Here is an 18,797-nt window from a genome sequence, read left to right as displayed (position 1 = left end):
CCTCACAGATAGGTGGAATTCATTTCGATTATAGGCAGCAATAAAAAACCATACAATGCTGGCTCATCAAATATAAAGAGTTGGAGTCATTATGGAGTGGTTAATCCTAGCAGTATTGGGACTATTGATTGTTATCAGCCCAGGCGCTGATTTCGTTTTAGTTTTGAAAAACAGTGTCAACCAAGGAAGACAAGCAGGGATTTGGACTGCAATCGGTGTGAGTTTAGCGATTTGTGCTCACATCAGTTATTCAATGCTTGGGATCAGTTACTTAATCTCACAGAATGAGCAGCTGTTTGACATGATTAGATACGCAGGTGCAACCTACCTTATTTATCTAGGGCTAAAAGGTATCTTGAGTGCGGACAACAAGCTTGCACCGATGGAAGATGCAAAGCAAAGCACCAGTGTTTGGCGCTATTTAGCCCAAGGCTTCTTATGTAACGTGCTCAACCCAAAAACCATGTTGTTCTTTTTGAGCATCTTCAGCCAAGTCATCTCACCTGATGCAGAAAACCAGCATGTCGCGCTCGGCTATGGGCTTTACATGATCGTTCTTCACGGTTTATGGTTTGGCGTTGTCGCTATGCTGTTTACTTCGAATACATTGCAAAAGCATCTATTGAGAGCAAAGAAAAGGCTTAATCAAGCATGTGGATTTGGCTTAGTGACGTTCGGAGCACTCTTGGCGATTAAATCGTAAACAAGCGAGTCACAAATAGAGAGCGATTCAAACGACTGAATCGCATCTAACTGGGTCTTGGTAAAACTCTAAACAAGATTCATCGGTCTAATATCGGCACTATCAGGGAAGATAGCGTTAAGTTGTTTCACTTCTATCGATAAATGTCGGTTGAGCACACCCTTGATAACCGAACGCATATCAGTCGTTGGACTAAGGTCTCGGCCTTCATATAGCTGGCTTTGGCTCAAGCCCGGCCAATTGGTAATAACCTTACCACCCGCTCCTTTCAACGATGGCAGCGCACCACCCGCAACAAACATGACGTTGCCAGTGCCGTGGTCGGTGCCTTTAGTGCCGTTTTCTTTTGCTGTTCGACCAAATTCACTGGCCGCGATGATCACTGTCTTCTGCCAACGATCACCTAGTGAAGCCTTGAGAGCCGCTAACCCAACATCCAAAGTTTTAAGTTGATTACTCAACCGTCCATTTACGTTGCCTTGATTGGCGTGAGTGTCCCATCCGCCGAGTTCTAACGCTGCGATGTTTGGTCCGTTATCAGCCGATAATATGTCGCCTGTTTTACCCATCAATGATTTAAACTGTTTGCCAACACCTTGGTCGCCTACCAGTTGATCTATCTTAATGACGCTTTCAAAGTTTGAAGACAGCATTTGGTCACTTTGAAACAACTCTTCCAGCAATTCCGTTTGTTTATCGCGTGTTTTTAAGCGGTTTGGGTACCAACTTGCCACGGTCGATTCGCCCTGCATGATGAGTGGTAAGCCCGAATCAATCGCTATTCCGTCGTATTTTTCTGAGCTCAACGTGAGTAAACGGTTAATCCACCCTACGGTGTTAAACGGGTCGGAAGTGCCGTTCTCTAATATCTTCTGTCCATCAAAATGTGAGCGCTCGCGATAAGCGGTTGAACAAGCGTGCACAAAGCTGAGTTCGTTACTTTCATACCATTGATGGCACTGCTTTAGGGATGGATGAAGTCCAAAGAAATCATCCAACTTCACTAGCTGTTCAGGTTTTAATCCGATGTTGGGTCTCAAATTAGAGTAATCCGGATCGGCATGCGGCACTACAACATTTAAACCATCCATCGCGCCACGCAGTGATACCCAAATGAAGATATTGTCTGAACCTGTTTTGGCAAAGCTTGGAAATGGCAGCATCGCACTGACGCCAACAGCCGCCGCAATACCCATGAACTGGCGGCGGTTAATACTATGTGGCGCTTTATTCTGAGAACAATCTGACTTTTTCATACCCACTCCTAACGATATTGAAACTGCGGACTTAGCCACAACAGGGAAAGTTGCATTGCAGCGCTGTCGGCTTTGTTCAATACAATTTGGGTGTGTTCATCAATAGCATCGCCATATAAACCCGCGATCACTTTATCCACTACCGCTTTCGGCTTAACTCCTGACGCTTTAGCCGATTTTATTGCAGCAGACGCAAGCCTATTCGCAACTTGCATACGTTGAGTCAACGCCGAAGGGCTATTGTAGTCTCTGTCTTGATCCGACCAGCCTGCAGGTGAACCCGGTTTAAAAGGAGGCTGCCCTAAATTGTTGAGTGCATTGAATGCCTGTTTCTCGTTTAAAGAAATATCGGCACTACGAAGAACGGCAAACAGCCACTCCTTCGGCGGTCTAAAACGATTAGGGTTAGGTTTACTCGCCTCAGTACTGTTCAATAACAAGCGATAAACAGGCAGTAAATTCCCCTCGCCTCTCAGATATTCAGCAACCATTTGCTCTGAGAGTTCTTTAGGTATGTCGCCAATGAAATGCTGGCACAGCTTACCAACCAAGTACGCAGCAGTGTCTTTGTGGGTCGCTAAGGTTTTTAAACACGACTCTCCTTGCGAGACGCCGGATTGAGAATAAGCCTTTCCAAGCAGTGTGATACTTCCTGGCTCATGCAGGTTATTAGCAAATCGAAACCCAGCATCAGGAGATTTGAATTTAATGCCCCAGCCTGAAATCGCTTTTGCTAAGGCAATGACGTCTTGCTGAGTGTAAGAACCGTCAACGCCAAGAGTGTGGAGTTCTAAGATCTCACGAGCGAGGTTCTCATTGAGCCCCTTATTACGGCGCTTTCCGACTTTTGAATTGGGACCAATCGAGAGTTGATTGTCGAGATACAGAAGCATCGCAGGATGTTTAGAAGAAGCCATCAGCATCTCGCCAAAGTTACCATTCCAATGCTGGCGAACCACATCGTTTTCAATGCTGGCGGCCAAGGGCATCAGTTTTCGATTATCGACCGAGATGGCGAAGTGATTGCTCCAAAACTGAATGATGCGCTCTTGAAAACCATAAGGAGTTTCAACACTTTGTAGGTGGCGAGCTTGAGCTTGTTGTCGATACTGCGTTCGAAGAAAAGACTGCGCTTCTTTCTTCGTGGCTTGCATCTGTTGTTCGTCACCCTTGGCCTTCATTCGTTGTACACGATTCTCTCCTACTTTAATCAGAGTAGATTCAGTACTCGGTAAGTCTTGTATAGCTTGGTGAACGAATGGCTTTTTATCCAACTGTTCTACAGGAGAATAATAGGTTGTTTGACCTAGTTTTGGCCCAAAGCCAAACCTTTGTTCACCCACGATTTTTGAAGTCGGGTAATAATTCATTGCACACTCCCTTACGCTCGATCTTTTCTAAGTGTAATCGCTTAGTCATCAAGCATAGGGAGCTTTACAAGGTTTTACGTTAGATAAGTGTCAGGTGCCTATCAAGTTACCGACACGGTGTGATCATTTTGAATGAGTGTCTATTTACGCCACATATAGACAAACTGCTCGTTCTGAGAGGTGATTTCAAAGCCAAACCTCAAGTACAACTCCCCAACTCGATTACCTTTTAGGTAACAAAGTTCGACGGGTTTATTGAGGCTGTCAGCCTTAGTTAAGCAATCTTTCAGTACTTGGCTACCAATGCCCTTTCCATGATAATCAGGCAGTAAGAAGAATCGGCAAAAATAGAAGTGTTCGCCTTTGTCTTGCAACAACACACTGCCAATCGCCTTGCCTTGATATTCAATGATTTCAGGTCGTTCTTCTGCACACTCTTCGGCGTGTATATCTCGTTGAATTTGCTCATCCCAGCCAAATACGGCTTTGATCGGTTCAAACTCAGCGGCTTTCTTGAGCTCAAACAGAAATTCATAATCTGATGACTGAGCAGCTCTTGTTGAATGCGAAAGAGCAGCTTTAACCATGTCCATATGATGTTGATTCCTGTTACTTTTCTACCGGGTTTAGTTATCAAGCTTAAGATAAGTGCATGGTGTATTCTTGATGTCCTGTGTGCTCATCAGTTTGTTCGCTCACAATAGAGAAACCTTGAGACAAGTAGAACTCAATGGTCGCTTGGTTCTCTTTATACACATTCAAAGACAGATTCGGGCATTCAAGCTTCGCGTGTTGGATAAGTTGCTTACCAACACCACAGCCTTGATGCTGTGGGCTCACAAATATCGCCGCTAAGATACCTTCATAAAGCGAATAAAAGCCACAAACCTCACCGTCTACTTGATACACGTAAGTTATTGATGCAGGAATGTATATGTCGCGCATATTACCTACTTGAGACTCCCAGAACTCAGGAGCCACAAAGTCATGCGCCTTGATCGAGGCGGTTAACCAAATATCTAAAACGACCTCAATATCAGCTGGGTTGTACTCTCTAATCATCTTAATTCTCTAAAATTATTGCGTTTTAATATGCGAATAAGTATGTCGAGAAGCGACTTAAACTTATTGAAGATTTACGACAATTATTTGAAACAATGGTTACTGCTTCTTAACGTACTTCGCCGTAACCAGCATTTCACCGCCTCCATCCAGCTTGCAATCTAGCTGGTGATCTTTACCTTCATTGATGCGTCGAATCACAGCTTTAGTACCAATTTTCAATACGCTAGAACTGCCTTTAATTTTTAGATCTTTAATGAAGGTAACTTTATCGCCACTTTCCAATACAACGCCATTCACGTCCTTAACACGCGCAGCTTCTCTTTCTAAACGTTCTTCTTCCGGATTCCATTCATAGGCACACTCAGGGCAGATTAGGTTGTTTTGGTCTTGATAGACATATTCAGATTGGCATTGCGGACAAGGAGGTAGAGACATACGTTAATACTTCATTTAAATAGAATTTGTTCCATTTTAATGACTCTTGTCAGGCTTAGCGAGCATAAATCTAACAAGTTTTACGGAGAACTAATTGTCTTTAAAAAAAGAGCCATTCCTAAAACGAACAAACACAGCCGCTAAGCTGTGTTTGTTTAAAAACTTGAGAAGCGGAAAGGTTTAACGTTCGACTTTTGGTGAGTAAATCGAGTAAGCGGTGATTTGCCCTGCCACGATTGCAGAGAACATGAATAACGCCGACAAACCGATACTCGGGATAGGCAAAATCGATTGTTCAAACACCGACTGGCTAGCACTCACTAATACTCGGCTACCCGGAACCAAGATGATGATCCCTTGCACGATATAAATAGAGCCCGTGAGCTCCATCTTTTTAGCAATCCAAGTTCCGTACAAAGTAATAAGAACCGTCGTAACCCAAGTACCTACAACCCAACCACTATCAAAACCTAGATAGAATGGGCCCCACATACCAAGAACCGCAACTGGCAAGCCAAGTAAGATGTCCTTAGGACGTGCATTGAACATCACACCGATAGACACAGAGATCAGCACCAAGCCAGATATGTGCATCCACATCGGTACCGCGTTGGTATAGTCGATGGAGACCGCTTGTCCCCATATCGCTTCACCGATGTTGAGCCCCATGATAATCCCGACAAACAGCTTAATCAGGGTTAAGGCGCTCTGCCCTAGCAAGCTGGTACCAGAAACCAAGTCATTAAACGCCAAACATTCTAATGCGTTGGCTATGGATAACCCGGGGACAAACAGGACAATCGAGGCGATACACAACGCCCACACCGGAATCGGCAACCCTGTACTCGCCAAAAACGCTACAAAGATACCCGTTAACAGTGCCGAGATGAACTCAACCGCAATAGCACGACGTGAATGAAGAACTTGCTGACATACCCAAACCATCAAACCCAATAACGCAGAAAAGCCCACCGCTTCCAACGTACTGCCCACCAGCATCAAATAAGCAGGCGGAATACCCATATTGGCAAGTGCAGTCACAAATTTTGAGTAACCGACAGGTTCTGGTACAGGCTCACTGCTTGGCTGGTTAATACGAATGATCGTATTGGCCAACAAACTCAGGTTAATTGACGCAGGCTTTAGACGCTTAAGAATAACGGCGTTGTTATCGTCTGGAAATTGATAGTTAATCGCAGTTGGCGTTGCTTGGATCATCACATCCACACCATGCTTTTTTGCATAGAATTGAGTGTATTTCTCTAGCTTGTAAGGAGCACAGCCACTGCGGTGAAGAGTGTCACCAATTTCAACAATTTTGTTAATTCGGAACTGAGAAGGCATGGGAATTTTAGGGGAGACAAAATGTGCGGCAAATGTACCAAACGATAGACGGAATGACGAGACTTTTGCGTGAATTATCAACTGAACTCGTTACTTTTTTCTGCAAAGGCTTATAAGTGCCTATAACTCTACTCATTTGGGATTAGTTTACTGAATGTTTTGACAGGCTGATAAGTTAAATTTATGCATTCAGATTGTTATTAGTGGACGCCAAAACACAAATAAAAATCAGTTTATGTTAACACTCCAAATTCCTTAATTTTCATGAGATTTATGACAACTAAGCACCACCAAAGCGTGTTTATAAATTGACTCGGATTTATCGCAAAAAGCAGCATGACATCTACTAATATTTCTCGCCCTCCTTTTAACGAGATTTTAGTCACGTTTTATTCACTCTGAAAGCGCCGAACATGATGGAAAAACTAGCGGAGTGGTGGTTATGCGAGCACTTAGAATAAAAATGAAAGAAAAAGGTTTCGTTTTCAGTTAGATGTGGCATTATCAAACTCGTTAAGGCGATGTGCGTGCATCGTATAATGGCTATTACCTCAGCCTTCCAAGCTGATGATGCGGGTTCGATTCCCGCTGCACGCTCCAAGTCTCTTAACGCCTCAGTCTGACTCATAAGACAGTGTGCGTGCATCGTATAATGGCTATTACCTCAGCCTTCCAAGCTGATGATGCGGGTTCGATTCCCGCTGCACGCTCCAACTTCTCCTTAAGCTTCATTACGCACTTTCTTCCAGCGACACCCTATTCAAAAATTTTCGCCGTTTGCTAAGTCCATAATCATTAAATCTATACTGACTAAACTTATTTTATTTAAGCTTAGATTGACGAATCAACGCTAAGTGACCAACCAAAGCTATTAACTCCTTAATTCGCTTCGTATTTCTGACACCTATCCAAATCACACATTGCAGTTCAGCTTTTAATGATTTTCAAAATTGTTCCAATTTAATAATCTTGGTCAATATCTGCAAAAATCATTGTGTTAATGTGCGCGCATTAGCAACAACCCATAAATAATAAAAAATGTTTAAAAGCAATGAGTTAACAATTAGCATCGAAGCAATTAATGTCGCGCTAGCAAAAGTTGAAAATGCCAATAAAATTCAGCTAGATACATTGAAAGGTTATGTGAACAGCGAGCCTGAACAGGCTGTACTGGCTTTTCGATCGCTGAATGAAGCAGAGTCAATCGATGACAAGTTTAAAAAGATCATGGCAGAGCTACCGCATCTGAGCGGCGAAGCACACCATCTGCTTGAAACTTCTATCTTGCTACAGTGACTATAAATAAAGATAAGCCTCAGCGAATCCCTCACAGCAAAGCGCTTTAGGTATAAGTTAAGACTTATCTTTAATTTTCTAGCCCTCATTGAATTTCTAATTCAACAAAGCGCTATTGATTAACGTCTAAAGCGTTAACGACTTCACCATACCCGCTTCAGCGTGACCAGGGATATTGCACGCTAACTCTACGTTATTATCACCATGGAAATGCCACAGCAATTGCTTCGCTTTACCCGGCTTAACTGTAACTGTGCTACCCGAGTCATGGGCGTGATTACCCGTGTTTTTCATCATTTCACGGTGCTCTAATTGCTCTGAAGCAGAACCAATCGAGAATTCGTGATCAATCTTGCCTGTGTTCATCACAACGAACTGCACCACGTCGTTCGGCTCAATATCAACCTTGTTCTTAAATGTGATTTTCATATCGTCACTTAGCAGAACATGAACCACTTTATCCGGCTTTGCGCCTGTCGCAGGCATACCCACTTCAGACATGCCTTCCATATTCATCATCGAATGGTCCATCTTTCCATCCTTCATCATGCTGTGATCCATTTTTGAATGATCCATCTCTCCATTTTTCATCATTGAGTGATCCATTTCAGCAAAAGCCGTTGCAGTGGTCAGTGTTAGAGCGATAGCAATTAGTGTCTTTTTCATGGTCGTTCCTTAGATTAATTCTGTTTTATGTTAGTTTCACATATTCATGTGGTGCGCCCTTACCTACTCCGGTCTCGCAAGTAAGGGCTTTATAGTCAGTGCGTTATTTACTTGTCTCGTTTTGGCTCTGAGTAATCTCTCGCTGTTTCCAGAGCTTAAAGATTGCAGGCAAAACCAGTAGGGTTAGCAACAGTGCCGACGCCATTCCGCCTATCATCGGCGCGGCAATTCGCTGCATCACTTCAGAGCCCGTTCCCTCACCATACATAATTGGAATGAGGCCAATGATCACGGTAAGTACCGTCATCATCACAGGACGAACACGCAGTCCTGCGCCCTCACGAATCGCATCCGTTAAGTCTTCACTCTGAAGTGCTTGCTGGTTCTGCTCCGCATCCAATTTTTTGTAGTACCATGCTTGGTTTAGGTAGACCAACATGATCACACCTATCTCAACAGCAACCCCGGCAAGGGCGATAAAGCCCACACCCACCGCAATGGAGAAGTTGTAATTGAGGACATGCATCAGCCATAGGCCACCAACCATTGCGAGTGGCAATGTCAGCATGATCATCATCACCTCACCGACACGGCGGAAGCTGAGGTAGAGCAACAACATGATGATGGCGATTGTGATTGGCACAACGACACTCAAACGCTCCTTCGCACGCTCCATGTATTCGTATTGACCAGACCACGCCAATGAATAACCCGCAGGTAAGACGATTTGATCTGTAACGATTTTTTGCGCCTCTGCCACATAAGAACCAAGGTCGCGACCTTCGATGTCAACGAACACCCAACCATTAGGACGCGCGTTCTCCGTCTTAATCATTGGTGGTCCATCTTCATAGCGAATATCTGCAACATCAGACAAAGCAATTCGCGCTCCATTTGGTGTCACTAACGGCAGGTTCTGCAACTTAACGACAGAATCACGATAGCTTTGTGGATAACGAACATTGATTGGATAACGCTCTAGTCCCTCAACGGTTTCGCCCACGTTCATGCCACCAACCGCAGTCGAAATAACCTGTTGCACTTCTTTAATGCTCAAGCCATATCGCGCAGCAGAACGGCGTTTGATGTCTATCGTCACATAACGACCACCCGCAACACGCTCAGCGTAGACAGAAGCCGTACCACTGACGCTGTTGAGGATGGGTTCAAGTTGAGAGCCAATATCCTCAATCACGCTCAGATCTGGGCCTGCGATTTTGATACCAATTGGCGTTTTGATACCGGTCGCCAACATGTCGATACGCGTTTTGATTGGCATGACCCACGCATTGGTCAAACCGGGGAATTGAATCAGATCATCAAACTCTTTACGCAGAGACTCCGTAGTGACACCGTCACGCCACTGATCTCGCGGTTTAAGCTGAATAACCGTTTCAATCATAGTCAGTGGCGCAGGATCGGTTGCTGTCTCTGCTCGACCAATTTTGCCCCACGTGGTTTCGACTTCTGGAATGGTTTTGATGAGTTTGTTGGTTTGTTGCAACAACTCACGCGCTTTACCAATTGAGATGCCCGGATACGTGGTTGGCATGTACATCAAATCCCCTTCATCCAAAGGAGGAATGAACTCACTACCAAGCTTACTGGTTGGGTAATAAGCAGACGCCATTAAGCCAAGTGCGATAACAATCATCACCTTGGGATACTTGAGGCTGAGGTTCAGAAGCGGTTTATACATCGCCACTAGGCTTCGGTTTACTGGGTTTTTGTGTTCAGGTAACACGTTGCCGCGAATGAAGTAACCCATTAGCACAGGAACAAGCGTGATAGCCAAACCGGCTGCAGCGGCCATTGCATACGTCTTGGTAAATGCAAGTGGCGAGAACATCTTGCCCTCTTGCCCTTCTAGCGCGAACACAGGCACAAAACTCAAGGTAATGATAATCAGAGAGAAGAACAGCGGTGCGCCAACTTCTTCTGCTGCCTTACCAATCACCTGCCAACGGTTTTTGTCAGTGAGCGGAGTCCGTTCAATGTGTTTATGAACGTTCTCGATCATCACGATGGCACCATCCACCATGGCGCCAATCGCAATCGCGATCCCGCCAAGAGACATGATATTGGCGTTAATACCCTGCCAATGCATCACAATGAATGCACCTAAGATACCAACAGGCAGACTTAGTGCGATAACCAACGACGAGCGGATATGGAACAAGAACAGCGCACACACCACGGCGACCACGATGAACTCTTCAGCCAGCTTCTTCCAAAGGTTTTCAACGGCTGAATCAATCAAAGTCGAACGGTCATAAGTCGCGACAATCTCAACACCATCAGGCAAGCCAGCTTGCAGTTCAGCGAGTTTGGATTTAACCGAGTCGATCACTTCACTGGCATTTTCACCAAAGCGCATCACGATAACGCCGCCAACCGCCTCGCCCTCACCGTTGAGTTCCGAGATACCACGACGCATTTGCGGGCCAAGGTTGATGTCAGCAATGTCACCTAATAGCAACGGAGTACCTTTGTCGGTCACTTTTAGCGGCAGAGATTGAATGTCTTCGATGCTTGTCAGGTAACCGGTGGTACGAACCATATGTTCGGCTTCCGCAATCTCAACAACAGACGCTCCTGTTTCTTGATTACCATCTTGGATTGCCTTGTTGACTTGCTGAAGCGTTAGGTCGTAAGCACGTAACTTGGCAGGATCAATCTGTACTTGGTACTGCTTCACCATGCCACCAACGGTCGCCACTTCAGACACGCCTTCTACGGTTTGCAACTCATACTTCAAGAACCAATCTTGCAAACTACGAAGTTCCGCTAAGTCGTGCTGACCGGTTTTATCTTGCAACACGTAGCTGTAAACCCAGCCCACACCGGTTGCATCTGGCCCTAGTGTTGGCTTAGCACTCGAAGGTAAGTTAGGTGCAACTTGGCTTAAGTACTCCAACACTCGTGAACGTGCCCAGTACATATCAGTATCGTCATTGAAGATGATATAGACATAGGAATCACCAAAGAACGAGTAACCACGAACCGTTTCAGCACCCGGTACAGCTAACATGGCGGTGGTTAATGGATAAGTCACCTGATCCTCGACCACTTGCGGCGCTTGTCCCGGATAACTGGTTTTGATGATCACCTGAACATCTGACAAATCAGGAATGGCATCGACTGGTGTATTTTTAACGCTGTATAAGCCGCCAAATACGATGGCTGCAGTAGCAACCAGCACTAAGAAGCGGTTGCTAATAGACCAGCGAATGATTGCATTGATCATAGTTCGCCCTCACCCGTGCTATTCGTCGGTTCGAGAGATTTGAGCACATAATCAGAACCTTGCTTCGCCACTAGAAACCGAATGGTTTGACCTTCGGTAAACTCAGATAAATCAAGGTCATCACTGGCTTGGAAATTCATTTCACCCGCTTTCCAATTCCACTCAGGGACTGGCTGATGTTTTACGGTGATCATGCCAAAATCTGCCATCAACATAGTGATGTCGCCTGTTACCCAAACTTCGCCAGCGATCTTGTGTTTGTTGACCTTGTAATCCACAACCTCGTACTGCCCTGACTCTGTCTTTCTCATCTCAAAATCAATCGCCTCACCACGTTGCACGTCACTCATGTCTAAGCCTTCCGCAAAGGTGAAATTCATCACCATGCCCGGCCAATCCCATTCAGGAACAGGCTGATGGTTAATCGTCACCATGCGACTGCCTTGCATAACATCGGAAATTTCACCGTTTGCCCATACGGTTTCAGCTTGTTCCTCAACACCATTGATGCGTGACAGATCAGCAGATTGGCTCGATTCAGAATCCAACATGAAGTGCGCAGAAGTGACAATGTTTTCGCCTTGCTCTAGCCCTTGAAGCACCTCTATTTTTTCGCCAGCTTCACGACCAACCTCAATACGAGCAGAGCGATACTTGCCAGAACCTTTTGACATCACCACTCGAGTCATACCACCGGAGTGAATCACCGAAGATCTTGGGATAGTAAGAACGGCTTCATCACTGATGGGTTTCAGCGCAATATTGGCAAACATATTTGGCTTAAGCTCGCCATTTGGATTGGAGAACTTCAAACGAACGCGCAAGGTTCGAGTTTTTGGGTCAAGGATTGGGTACACGTAATCGACATTACCCAACCACTCTTTGCCGGGAATGGCATCTAGCGTCATCACCGCATTGCTGCCTGACGAGATCCAGTGCGCTTGACGCTCAAACACCTCAGCATCAACCCATACTTCGCCTAATGGGCCAGCACTGATCACCGCTTGTGCAGGTGAAAGGTAACCACCTTCTCGGATATTCAAACTTGCGATGACACCATCGGCTGGCGCTTTGACTTCAATGGTTTGTGAGGCTTTGCCTTTGCGCGTAATAGCGCGGATTTGAGTCTTATCAACACCCAAGGTAATTAAGCGTTCAGTCGAGCCCTTGATCAAACCTTTACGACCCGTTTTATAAGCACTGATCAACTCTTCTTGTGCTTTAACAAGCTCTGGAGAATAGAGTGTGAAAAGCACATCACCTTTGTTTACCTTCTCACCCACTGCGTTGATGTAGAGCTTCTCAACCCAACCAGAAACACGCACGTTGGTTTGCCACAATGTACTTTCATCGAACGCCACATAACCCACGGTTTCAATCCGAGGAGACAGCGCTTCGAACTTAACTTTCGCTGTTTTGACACCCAGATTATTTTCTACCGACGAATCAATGAACACGGTACCGGGCTCATCTTTAGCACCACTTGAGTCATCCGCGTAAACAGGGATTAAATCCATCCCCATAGGTGACTGACCCGGCTTGTCTCGCTGATAATTTGGGTCCATCGGAGCCACCCAATACAGAGGTTCATCCTTGGTTTGTTTACTTACTTCGGCGTCTATACTCGTTGCCATTGCTGACATGTTATGTGCTGACCCAACGACAAAGTGATTCACACTAAAACCCAATGCTCCACCGACCAATAAAGCGATAGTCGCTACTTTTACTGTATTCATTGTCTATCCCCTTATTGATTGGCTGTGTGTTTAGTTGCGCTTGAGTTGAGTTGTGGTTGGTTTACTTGGTATTCAAAGCCACTGACTAACGCCGCCAGTTTGCTGTTAACGATATTGAGATCGGTGATCAAACGTTGTTGCTCTAACTTAAGCGCTAGCTCATCGGTCGTTGCTAAAATGACATCATTAAACTGAGCGGTATTGTTTTGATAGCCCCTCTCAACCGCGCTGATTCGCGCTGCGGTTTGAGGAAGCAAGGACGTTTGATAGCGATCTAATCGCTGGATCAGATTTGATCTGTCCACCAGCAATGCATTCACTTGCGCGTTCATTTGGGAAAGTAAGGTGTCTTTTTGAGATTTGGCCGCACCAACTTGATACTGAGCAGCCGATAAGTTTTTATCTTGTCGATTCCCCGCAAACAGCGGGATGTCGACTGTCAGATAAGCACTCACCAGATCAGAAGCTGGTTCACCCGCCATGTTATTGGCTTGACGGTGTGCATACATCACTTCTACCCCAAACTGCGGGGTATAAGCTTGCTCTGCTAACTCAACCTGAGTTTGATTAGAGGAAATACTGACATCGGAGATCTTAACCAAAGGATGGTCAGTCAGTAGCTGGTAGTGCTTGGTTGAATCGATATTGGTCGCTAATTTGCTTTCTAACCATGACCAATCGATTTGGTTAGTTGCATTCAGTGTGCCCTGAGAATCAAGAACCTGAGAGCCTAGCCAATCAGAACCCAACCATTCAGAAAGCTGAGAGATTAAGCGGCGCTGAACTTGCTGGTTTGCCTGAAGTTTATCATCAAGCTTGCTCACTTGAAGCTGAGCATTAAGCAGATCTTGCGCTTCACTTTTACCAATCGAGTAATTGGTTTGTACATAGTTTTCAAGCTCAACCAACAAACGACGATTTTGACGAATCACCGACTCAGCCTTTTGCTGATAACCTAACTCAAGCCAAAGCTGCGTCATGCTATTCGCAACCGTCAATTCTCTTGCTTGCACCTGCAAAGCTAAAGCATCTGCCTGTTGGCCTGCCTTTTTCTGTTGGAGGTTAAGCGTATCGCCACGCTCAAACTGCTGCATCAACCCTACCGATATATTGGTCATCGGGTCTTCGTCGAATTGAAAGCTATCGACAGGCAAACCGCCAAATCCAACTTTCAATTTCGGGTCCATTAAGGTCGAGCTGGCAATGCCCGTTTCTCGCATCGCTTGAGACTGAGCAAAGTACTGTTTGCGATTTCCATCTTCGCTTAAAGCAATCTCAATCAGTGTATTGAGTTGCTGCGTCGAGCTTGCTTGGTCATGTGCTGAAATGTGTTGAGCATTTGAAGCTGACGCCGTGGTAGCCGCGAGCGTAGCACTTGAAAACAAGGCCATAGGCAAAACAGCAGCAACCACTAAGCTCGTGTTCATGACAAACACAGAGGTTGTTGGTTTCATATTCACAATGAATGTCCATATCTAGCGCTAATTAGCGCATAAAAAAGAATGGCTTATCAGGTTTATCTAACTGATAGAGCTGTATTTTTAGATATAGATTTATGCGGAAGGTGGGCGTAGCAAAGATTGAGCGCGTGCGACTTTCTGGCCAATCGTGACCGATTGAAAACGAGCTAATGAAAAGGAAAGTTGATCAACGGCTTGAACAGCCTGAATTGGATAGGGACTTGCAGAACATATTGAGGCACAGCAATCGGCACTCGAACAATGGTTACCCATCATCGGACTGCCGTCTTCGCTCATTGAAGACATATCGAATTGAGCCATCAAAGCATGGGCACTCATGTTAGAGTCTTCAGCGTGTACTTCTTCACTCATCACATGACACCCTGCCATTGAATCATTAACCGAAGTATCGCTGTGGTAACAAGCCGACTTGCTCGACCCCATTTCCATCATCATTACTTCAGTCATCAAGGCTGAGGAGCTTGAGGCATAGCTAGACATCAACATCGCAATGATGCTGAAAACAATAATCCAAGTTTTTCGGAATGTGTTTGTCATAGTTTACCTTTGAATTTACAACGCAACTATAAACGTTCCCCTTAGGGTAAGGTCAATGCCATTGTGCCGATATTTACCTGACCGTTGAAAAAGTATTCATCCTCTCTTTCATCAAAATGAGATAATTCTTCGACTTTGCAGTTTTTTCTTTAAAAATTATCCAATTAGCTAGCGAAACCTCTATCTGTGTATTTTACTTAAAATAGTGCAACCACGATTCACGGATGAGAAAAATGGCTAACAAAAAAAACGTCGAAGCAAACAAGAAAAATACAGAAATCAAAAATAAGAAAAGTAACGAGCTAGAACAAAAGAAACCAACACAAAAAAAGAAGCTCAGACTGCATTCACACCTAAAAGTTAATATCCCACTTTTTCAATCACTCATGATGATACTGCCATCATTGGCTAAACACGCGTCTGCCCAGGGTGCAGACAGCTCGGGCGATACCGTAGATCAGCTACCCGTAAATAACGTGACAGAAAAAGATGTCAGCGACGACCATGGCTCGAGCTCTAACTTGGTTCCTTCTCATCATTTGTCGACGCTTTCTCACCCGCAAGTCCATTACATTCCTTCGGTATCGATGCCGACTATCTCCTCAGGAAGTAACGGTCAGCCGACTCATTCAAATGCGCCGACGACACCCGCTTTACCCGTCACCTTTATGCCAGAAGTCATAAAAGGTACCTACGGAGAGCTTCATGTTGATGCAAATGGTCAATACACATTCGTATTGAATCCAAATTCTCCTCAATACATCCTGTTAAACCAGCACCAACCAAGTACTGATCATTTTGCGTTACATCTATCTAACGGCTCGAGCATCATTGTTCAGATACCGGTAACAGGTAAGCAAGACACGCCAAATATTTCTGGAGACTTAACAGGTGTGGTAACAGAAGATCACAATATTGATTCACAAGGCTTGTTACATGCGAACGGCAAAATCGATGTCATAGACCCTGACCAAAATGAAAGTTCGGTTACGCCGGAAGTTATCTCAGGTAAATATGGTTCATTAACTATCGATGCTGATGGACATTGGCAGTATCAAGTTGATAACTCGCTCTCTAATGTTCAAGCTTTAACCGCAGCCACTTCACTGCATGAAAGTTTCACAATTCACACCAAAGATGGCACACCGCAAACGATCGATATGACGATCGGCGGGAACGACGACAACGCCGTTATCACAGGTGTGGATGCTGGCACGTTAACTGAAGATTTAACGACACAAGTTCAAGGGCAGCTTTCGGTAACAGATTCAGATCTTGGAGAAGATCATTTTCAGGCATCACAAGTAACTAGCAATTTCGGTACGCTAAGCATCACCAAAGACGGTGCGTGGACATACAGTTTAGACAACAATAACCCAGTAGTTCAAAGACTTGGCCAAGGTTCAACTGCGACAGACATCGTCACTGTTCACTCTGCCGATGGCACACCACATCAAGTCACTATTACCGTTAATGGCACTAATGATACTGCTGTTATTTCAGGTACAAATTCAGGGGCGGTAACTGAAGAGTCGCAACTGAAAACGTCTGGGACTCTGACTATTACAGATACCGATAAAGGCGAAGATCACTTCTCGAATACCGATATCGCAGGTCAATTAGGCACCCTACATCTTAAAGATAACGGTAATTGGACCTACGATTTAGATAACAAAAACACGGCAGTTCAAGCACTAGCGCAAGGTAAAACGGCGACGGACACTATCACCGTTCACTCTGCCGATGGCACGCCACATCAAGTTACTATTACCGTGAATGGCACTAACGACACTGCGGTGATTGCAGGCACTAACTCTGGTGCGGTAACTGAAGAGTCGCAATTACAAACGTCTGGGACTCTGACTATTACAGATACCGATAAAGGCGAAGATCACTTCTCGAATACAGACATTGTTGGTTCATTAGGTACCCTACATCTTAAAGATAACGGTGATTGGACCTACGATTTAGACAATCAAAATCCGACCGTGCAAGCGTTAGCGCAAGGCAAAACGGCAACCGACAGCATCACCGTTCACTCTGCCGATGGCACGCCACATCAAGTTACTATTACCATCAATGGCACTAATGACAGTGCGGTGATTGCAGGCACTAATACGGGTCAAGTGACTGAAGAAACGGTATTAACCACATTTGGCACATTAACTATTAGTGACACAGACACAGGTGAAGCCCACTTCTCTGATAGCGATATTGTTGGTCAATTAGGCACCCTACATCTTAAAGATAACGGTGATTGGACCTATGATTTAGATAATAACAATCCAACCGTGCAAGCGTTAGCCCAAGGTAAATCGGCGACGGACACTATCACCGTTCACTCCGCCGATGGCACGCCACATCAAATCACTGTTACTGTAAATGGGACTAATGACAAAGCTGTGATTGCAGGCACTAACTCTGGTGCGGTAACGGAAGAGTCGCAATTACAAACGTCTGGGACTCTGACTATTACTGATACCGATACAGGCGAAGCGCACTTCTCAAATACCGATATCGCAGGTCAATTAGGTACCCTACATCTTAAAGATAACGGTGATTGGACCTATGATTTAGACAATACAAACCCAACCGTGCAAGCGTTAGAGCAAGGTTCAAAAACCACTGACATCATCACCGTTCATTCTGCCGATGGCACGCCACATCAAGTTACTATTACCGTCAATGGGACAAATAATGCGGCTATTATTGGCGGCGTTGATACTGCCTCTATATCTGAAAATACTGCTGGCGTTAACATGTCTCCCGACTATGCCCAACCTGGCATCGCCACACTTGGCAATACAACACTCTATGCGGATGGCAAGCTAACCATTACAGACCCTGATACGGGTGAGTCTATTTTTGAAAAGCAAGGTAGCAATGGTTACGACTACCACGGTACCTATGGAGATCTGATTCTACAAAATGACGGTACATGGCATTATCACGCCGATGCCGGGCATCTATCAGGTATAGGTGCTAGACCCACAACGCGTGGCACTGCAATTGACCAACTTGGTGAAGGGCAAAGCTTAACCGATACGATTACAGTCCATTCAAAAGATGGTACAACACACGATATTGTCATCACCATTCACGGCAGTAACGACAGACCTTACTGTTCATCTGAAGTGGTGCTTGCAAATGGCAGTGAAGATACACGCCAAACCTTAACCACCGCGCAACTGTTAGCGAATACCGTCGATGTGGATGCCAATGACGCCGGTAAACTAACCATTGAAAACCTGCATGCTGACCATGGATCCATTCTAAACAATGCCGATGGCACGTTTACCTTTACCCCAGAAAAAGACTATAACGGCGATGTACACTTTAGCTATGACGTTAAGGATGCCCACGGTGGTATTACACATACAGGTGCAACCACCAACTTAGCTGCGGTTAACGACAACCCTGATGTGACACCTTTAACCGACAGTGTCAGTGAGGGGGCCGATAATCATCACACCCTCAATCTGCTAGTAGGCGCCACAGATAAAGAGGGCGACGCTTTAACCATCAGCCACCTTGAATATGCCATCGATGGTCAACCTCAGGCAGGGAAAATCCCCGCAGGCATCACCTTAGATACTGATGGGCATACGTTAATTGTTGATGCCACTGATCCCGCATTTAATCATTTGGCCAATGGTCAGTC

14 protein-coding genes and 2 tRNA genes are annotated in these 18,797 nt (G+C 45.2%); 5 read left to right on the top strand and 11 right to left on the bottom strand.

The window, feature by feature from the left end; translation table 11 throughout:
• Window positions 1-91: 91 nt before the first annotated feature.
• Window positions 92-703, top strand: coding sequence for a LysE family translocator (locus AB4351_RS06605; protein WP_102428566.1), 612 nt, complete (start codon window positions 92-94; stop codon window positions 701-703).
• 68 nt (window positions 704-771) lie between these two features.
• On the opposite strand, the gene AB4351_RS06600 is transcribed toward AB4351_RS06605, so the two are convergent.
• From AB4351_RS06600 to AB4351_RS06575, 6 genes are all read right to left on the bottom strand, one after another.
• Window positions 772-1,959, bottom strand: coding sequence for a DUF1501 domain-containing protein (locus tag AB4351_RS06600; protein ID WP_372125410.1), 1,188 nt, complete (start codon window positions 1,957-1,959; stop codon window positions 772-774).
• A gap of 8 nt (window positions 1,960-1,967) precedes the next feature.
• Complete coding sequence (locus AB4351_RS06595) at window positions 1,968-3,329, bottom strand: DUF1800 family protein (RefSeq protein ID WP_372125407.1); 1,362 nt, start codon at window positions 3,327-3,329, stop codon at window positions 1,968-1,970.
• A gap of 140 nt (window positions 3,330-3,469) precedes the next feature.
• Window positions 3,470-3,922, bottom strand: coding sequence for a GNAT family N-acetyltransferase (locus tag AB4351_RS06590; RefSeq protein WP_372125405.1), 453 nt, complete (start codon window positions 3,920-3,922; stop codon window positions 3,470-3,472).
• A 46-nt stretch (window positions 3,923-3,968) separates the two neighbouring features.
• Window positions 3,969-4,391, bottom strand: coding sequence for an N-acetyltransferase (locus AB4351_RS06585; RefSeq protein WP_017067098.1), 423 nt, complete (start codon window positions 4,389-4,391; stop codon window positions 3,969-3,971).
• Between the two features lie 99 nt (window positions 4,392-4,490).
• A complete protein-coding gene (locus AB4351_RS06580) occupies window positions 4,491-4,829 on the bottom strand; it encodes a zinc ribbon domain-containing protein YjdM (RefSeq protein ID WP_017088858.1) in 339 nt (112 codons plus the stop codon).
• 180 nt (window positions 4,830-5,009) lie between these two features.
• Window positions 5,010-6,173 (bottom strand): threonine/serine exporter family protein, encoded by a 1,164-nt coding sequence (locus AB4351_RS06575; RefSeq protein WP_004731486.1) that lies wholly within the window; start codon window positions 6,171-6,173, stop codon window positions 5,010-5,012.
• A 525-nt stretch (window positions 6,174-6,698) separates the two neighbouring features.
• Between AB4351_RS06575 and AB4351_RS06570 the strand changes: the two genes are divergently transcribed.
• The 3 genes from AB4351_RS06570 to AB4351_RS06560 all read left to right on the top strand — a co-directional run bounded on the left by AB4351_RS06570 (window position 6,699) and on the right by AB4351_RS06560 (window position 7,469).
• Window positions 6,699-6,773, top strand: a tRNA-Gly gene (locus AB4351_RS06570).
• Window positions 6,774-6,811: 38 nt separating this feature from the next.
• A tRNA-Gly gene (locus AB4351_RS06565) sits at window positions 6,812-6,886 on the top strand.
• A gap of 325 nt (window positions 6,887-7,211) precedes the next feature.
• Window positions 7,212-7,469: a hypothetical protein gene (locus AB4351_RS06560; RefSeq protein WP_065583933.1), complete on the top strand. Its 258-nt coding sequence runs from the start codon at window positions 7,212-7,214 to the stop codon at window positions 7,467-7,469.
• A gap of 126 nt (window positions 7,470-7,595) precedes the next feature.
• On the opposite strand, the gene AB4351_RS06555 is transcribed toward AB4351_RS06560, so the two are convergent.
• The 5 genes from AB4351_RS06555 to AB4351_RS06535 form a co-directional block, all read right to left on the bottom strand.
• A complete protein-coding gene (locus AB4351_RS06555; RefSeq protein ID WP_229648411.1) occupies window positions 7,596-8,135 on the bottom strand; it encodes a cupredoxin family protein in 540 nt (179 codons plus the stop codon).
• A 103-nt stretch (window positions 8,136-8,238) separates the two neighbouring features.
• Complete coding sequence (locus AB4351_RS06550) at window positions 8,239-11,382, bottom strand: efflux RND transporter permease subunit (protein WP_372125402.1); 3,144 nt, start codon at window positions 11,380-11,382, stop codon at window positions 8,239-8,241.
• Window positions 11,379-13,118, bottom strand: a complete 1,740-nt coding sequence (locus AB4351_RS06545) for an efflux RND transporter periplasmic adaptor subunit (RefSeq protein WP_372125400.1) — start codon at window positions 13,116-13,118, stop codon at window positions 11,379-11,381. The genes AB4351_RS06550 and AB4351_RS06545 overlap by 4 nt, the downstream gene beginning before the upstream one ends.
• 11 nt (window positions 13,119-13,129) lie before the next feature.
• The gene (locus AB4351_RS06540; protein WP_372125448.1) at window positions 13,130-14,572 is read right to left on the bottom strand and encodes a TolC family protein; all 1,443 of its coding nucleotides are present in this window, start codon (window positions 14,570-14,572) and stop codon (window positions 13,130-13,132) included.
• Between the two features lie 99 nt (window positions 14,573-14,671).
• Window positions 14,672-15,136, bottom strand: a complete 465-nt coding sequence (locus AB4351_RS06535; protein WP_372125398.1) for a hypothetical protein — start codon at window positions 15,134-15,136, stop codon at window positions 14,672-14,674.
• A 233-nt stretch (window positions 15,137-15,369) separates the two neighbouring features.
• On the opposite strand from AB4351_RS06535, the gene AB4351_RS06530 reads away from it, so the two are divergent.
• Window positions 15,370-18,797: VCBS domain-containing protein (locus tag AB4351_RS06530; protein ID WP_372125395.1), on the top strand; the 3,428-nt coding region annotated here is incomplete at its 3' end.

The sequence above is a fragment of the Vibrio sp. 10N.261.51.F11 genome, assembly GCF_041471665.1.
In the GTDB taxonomy this organism is placed as follows: Bacteria; Pseudomonadota; Gammaproteobacteria; order Enterobacterales; family Vibrionaceae; genus Vibrio; species Vibrio crassostreae_C.
Note: the sequence above shows the minus strand (reverse complement) of the source record. Positions and strands in the feature narration are given on the sequence as shown.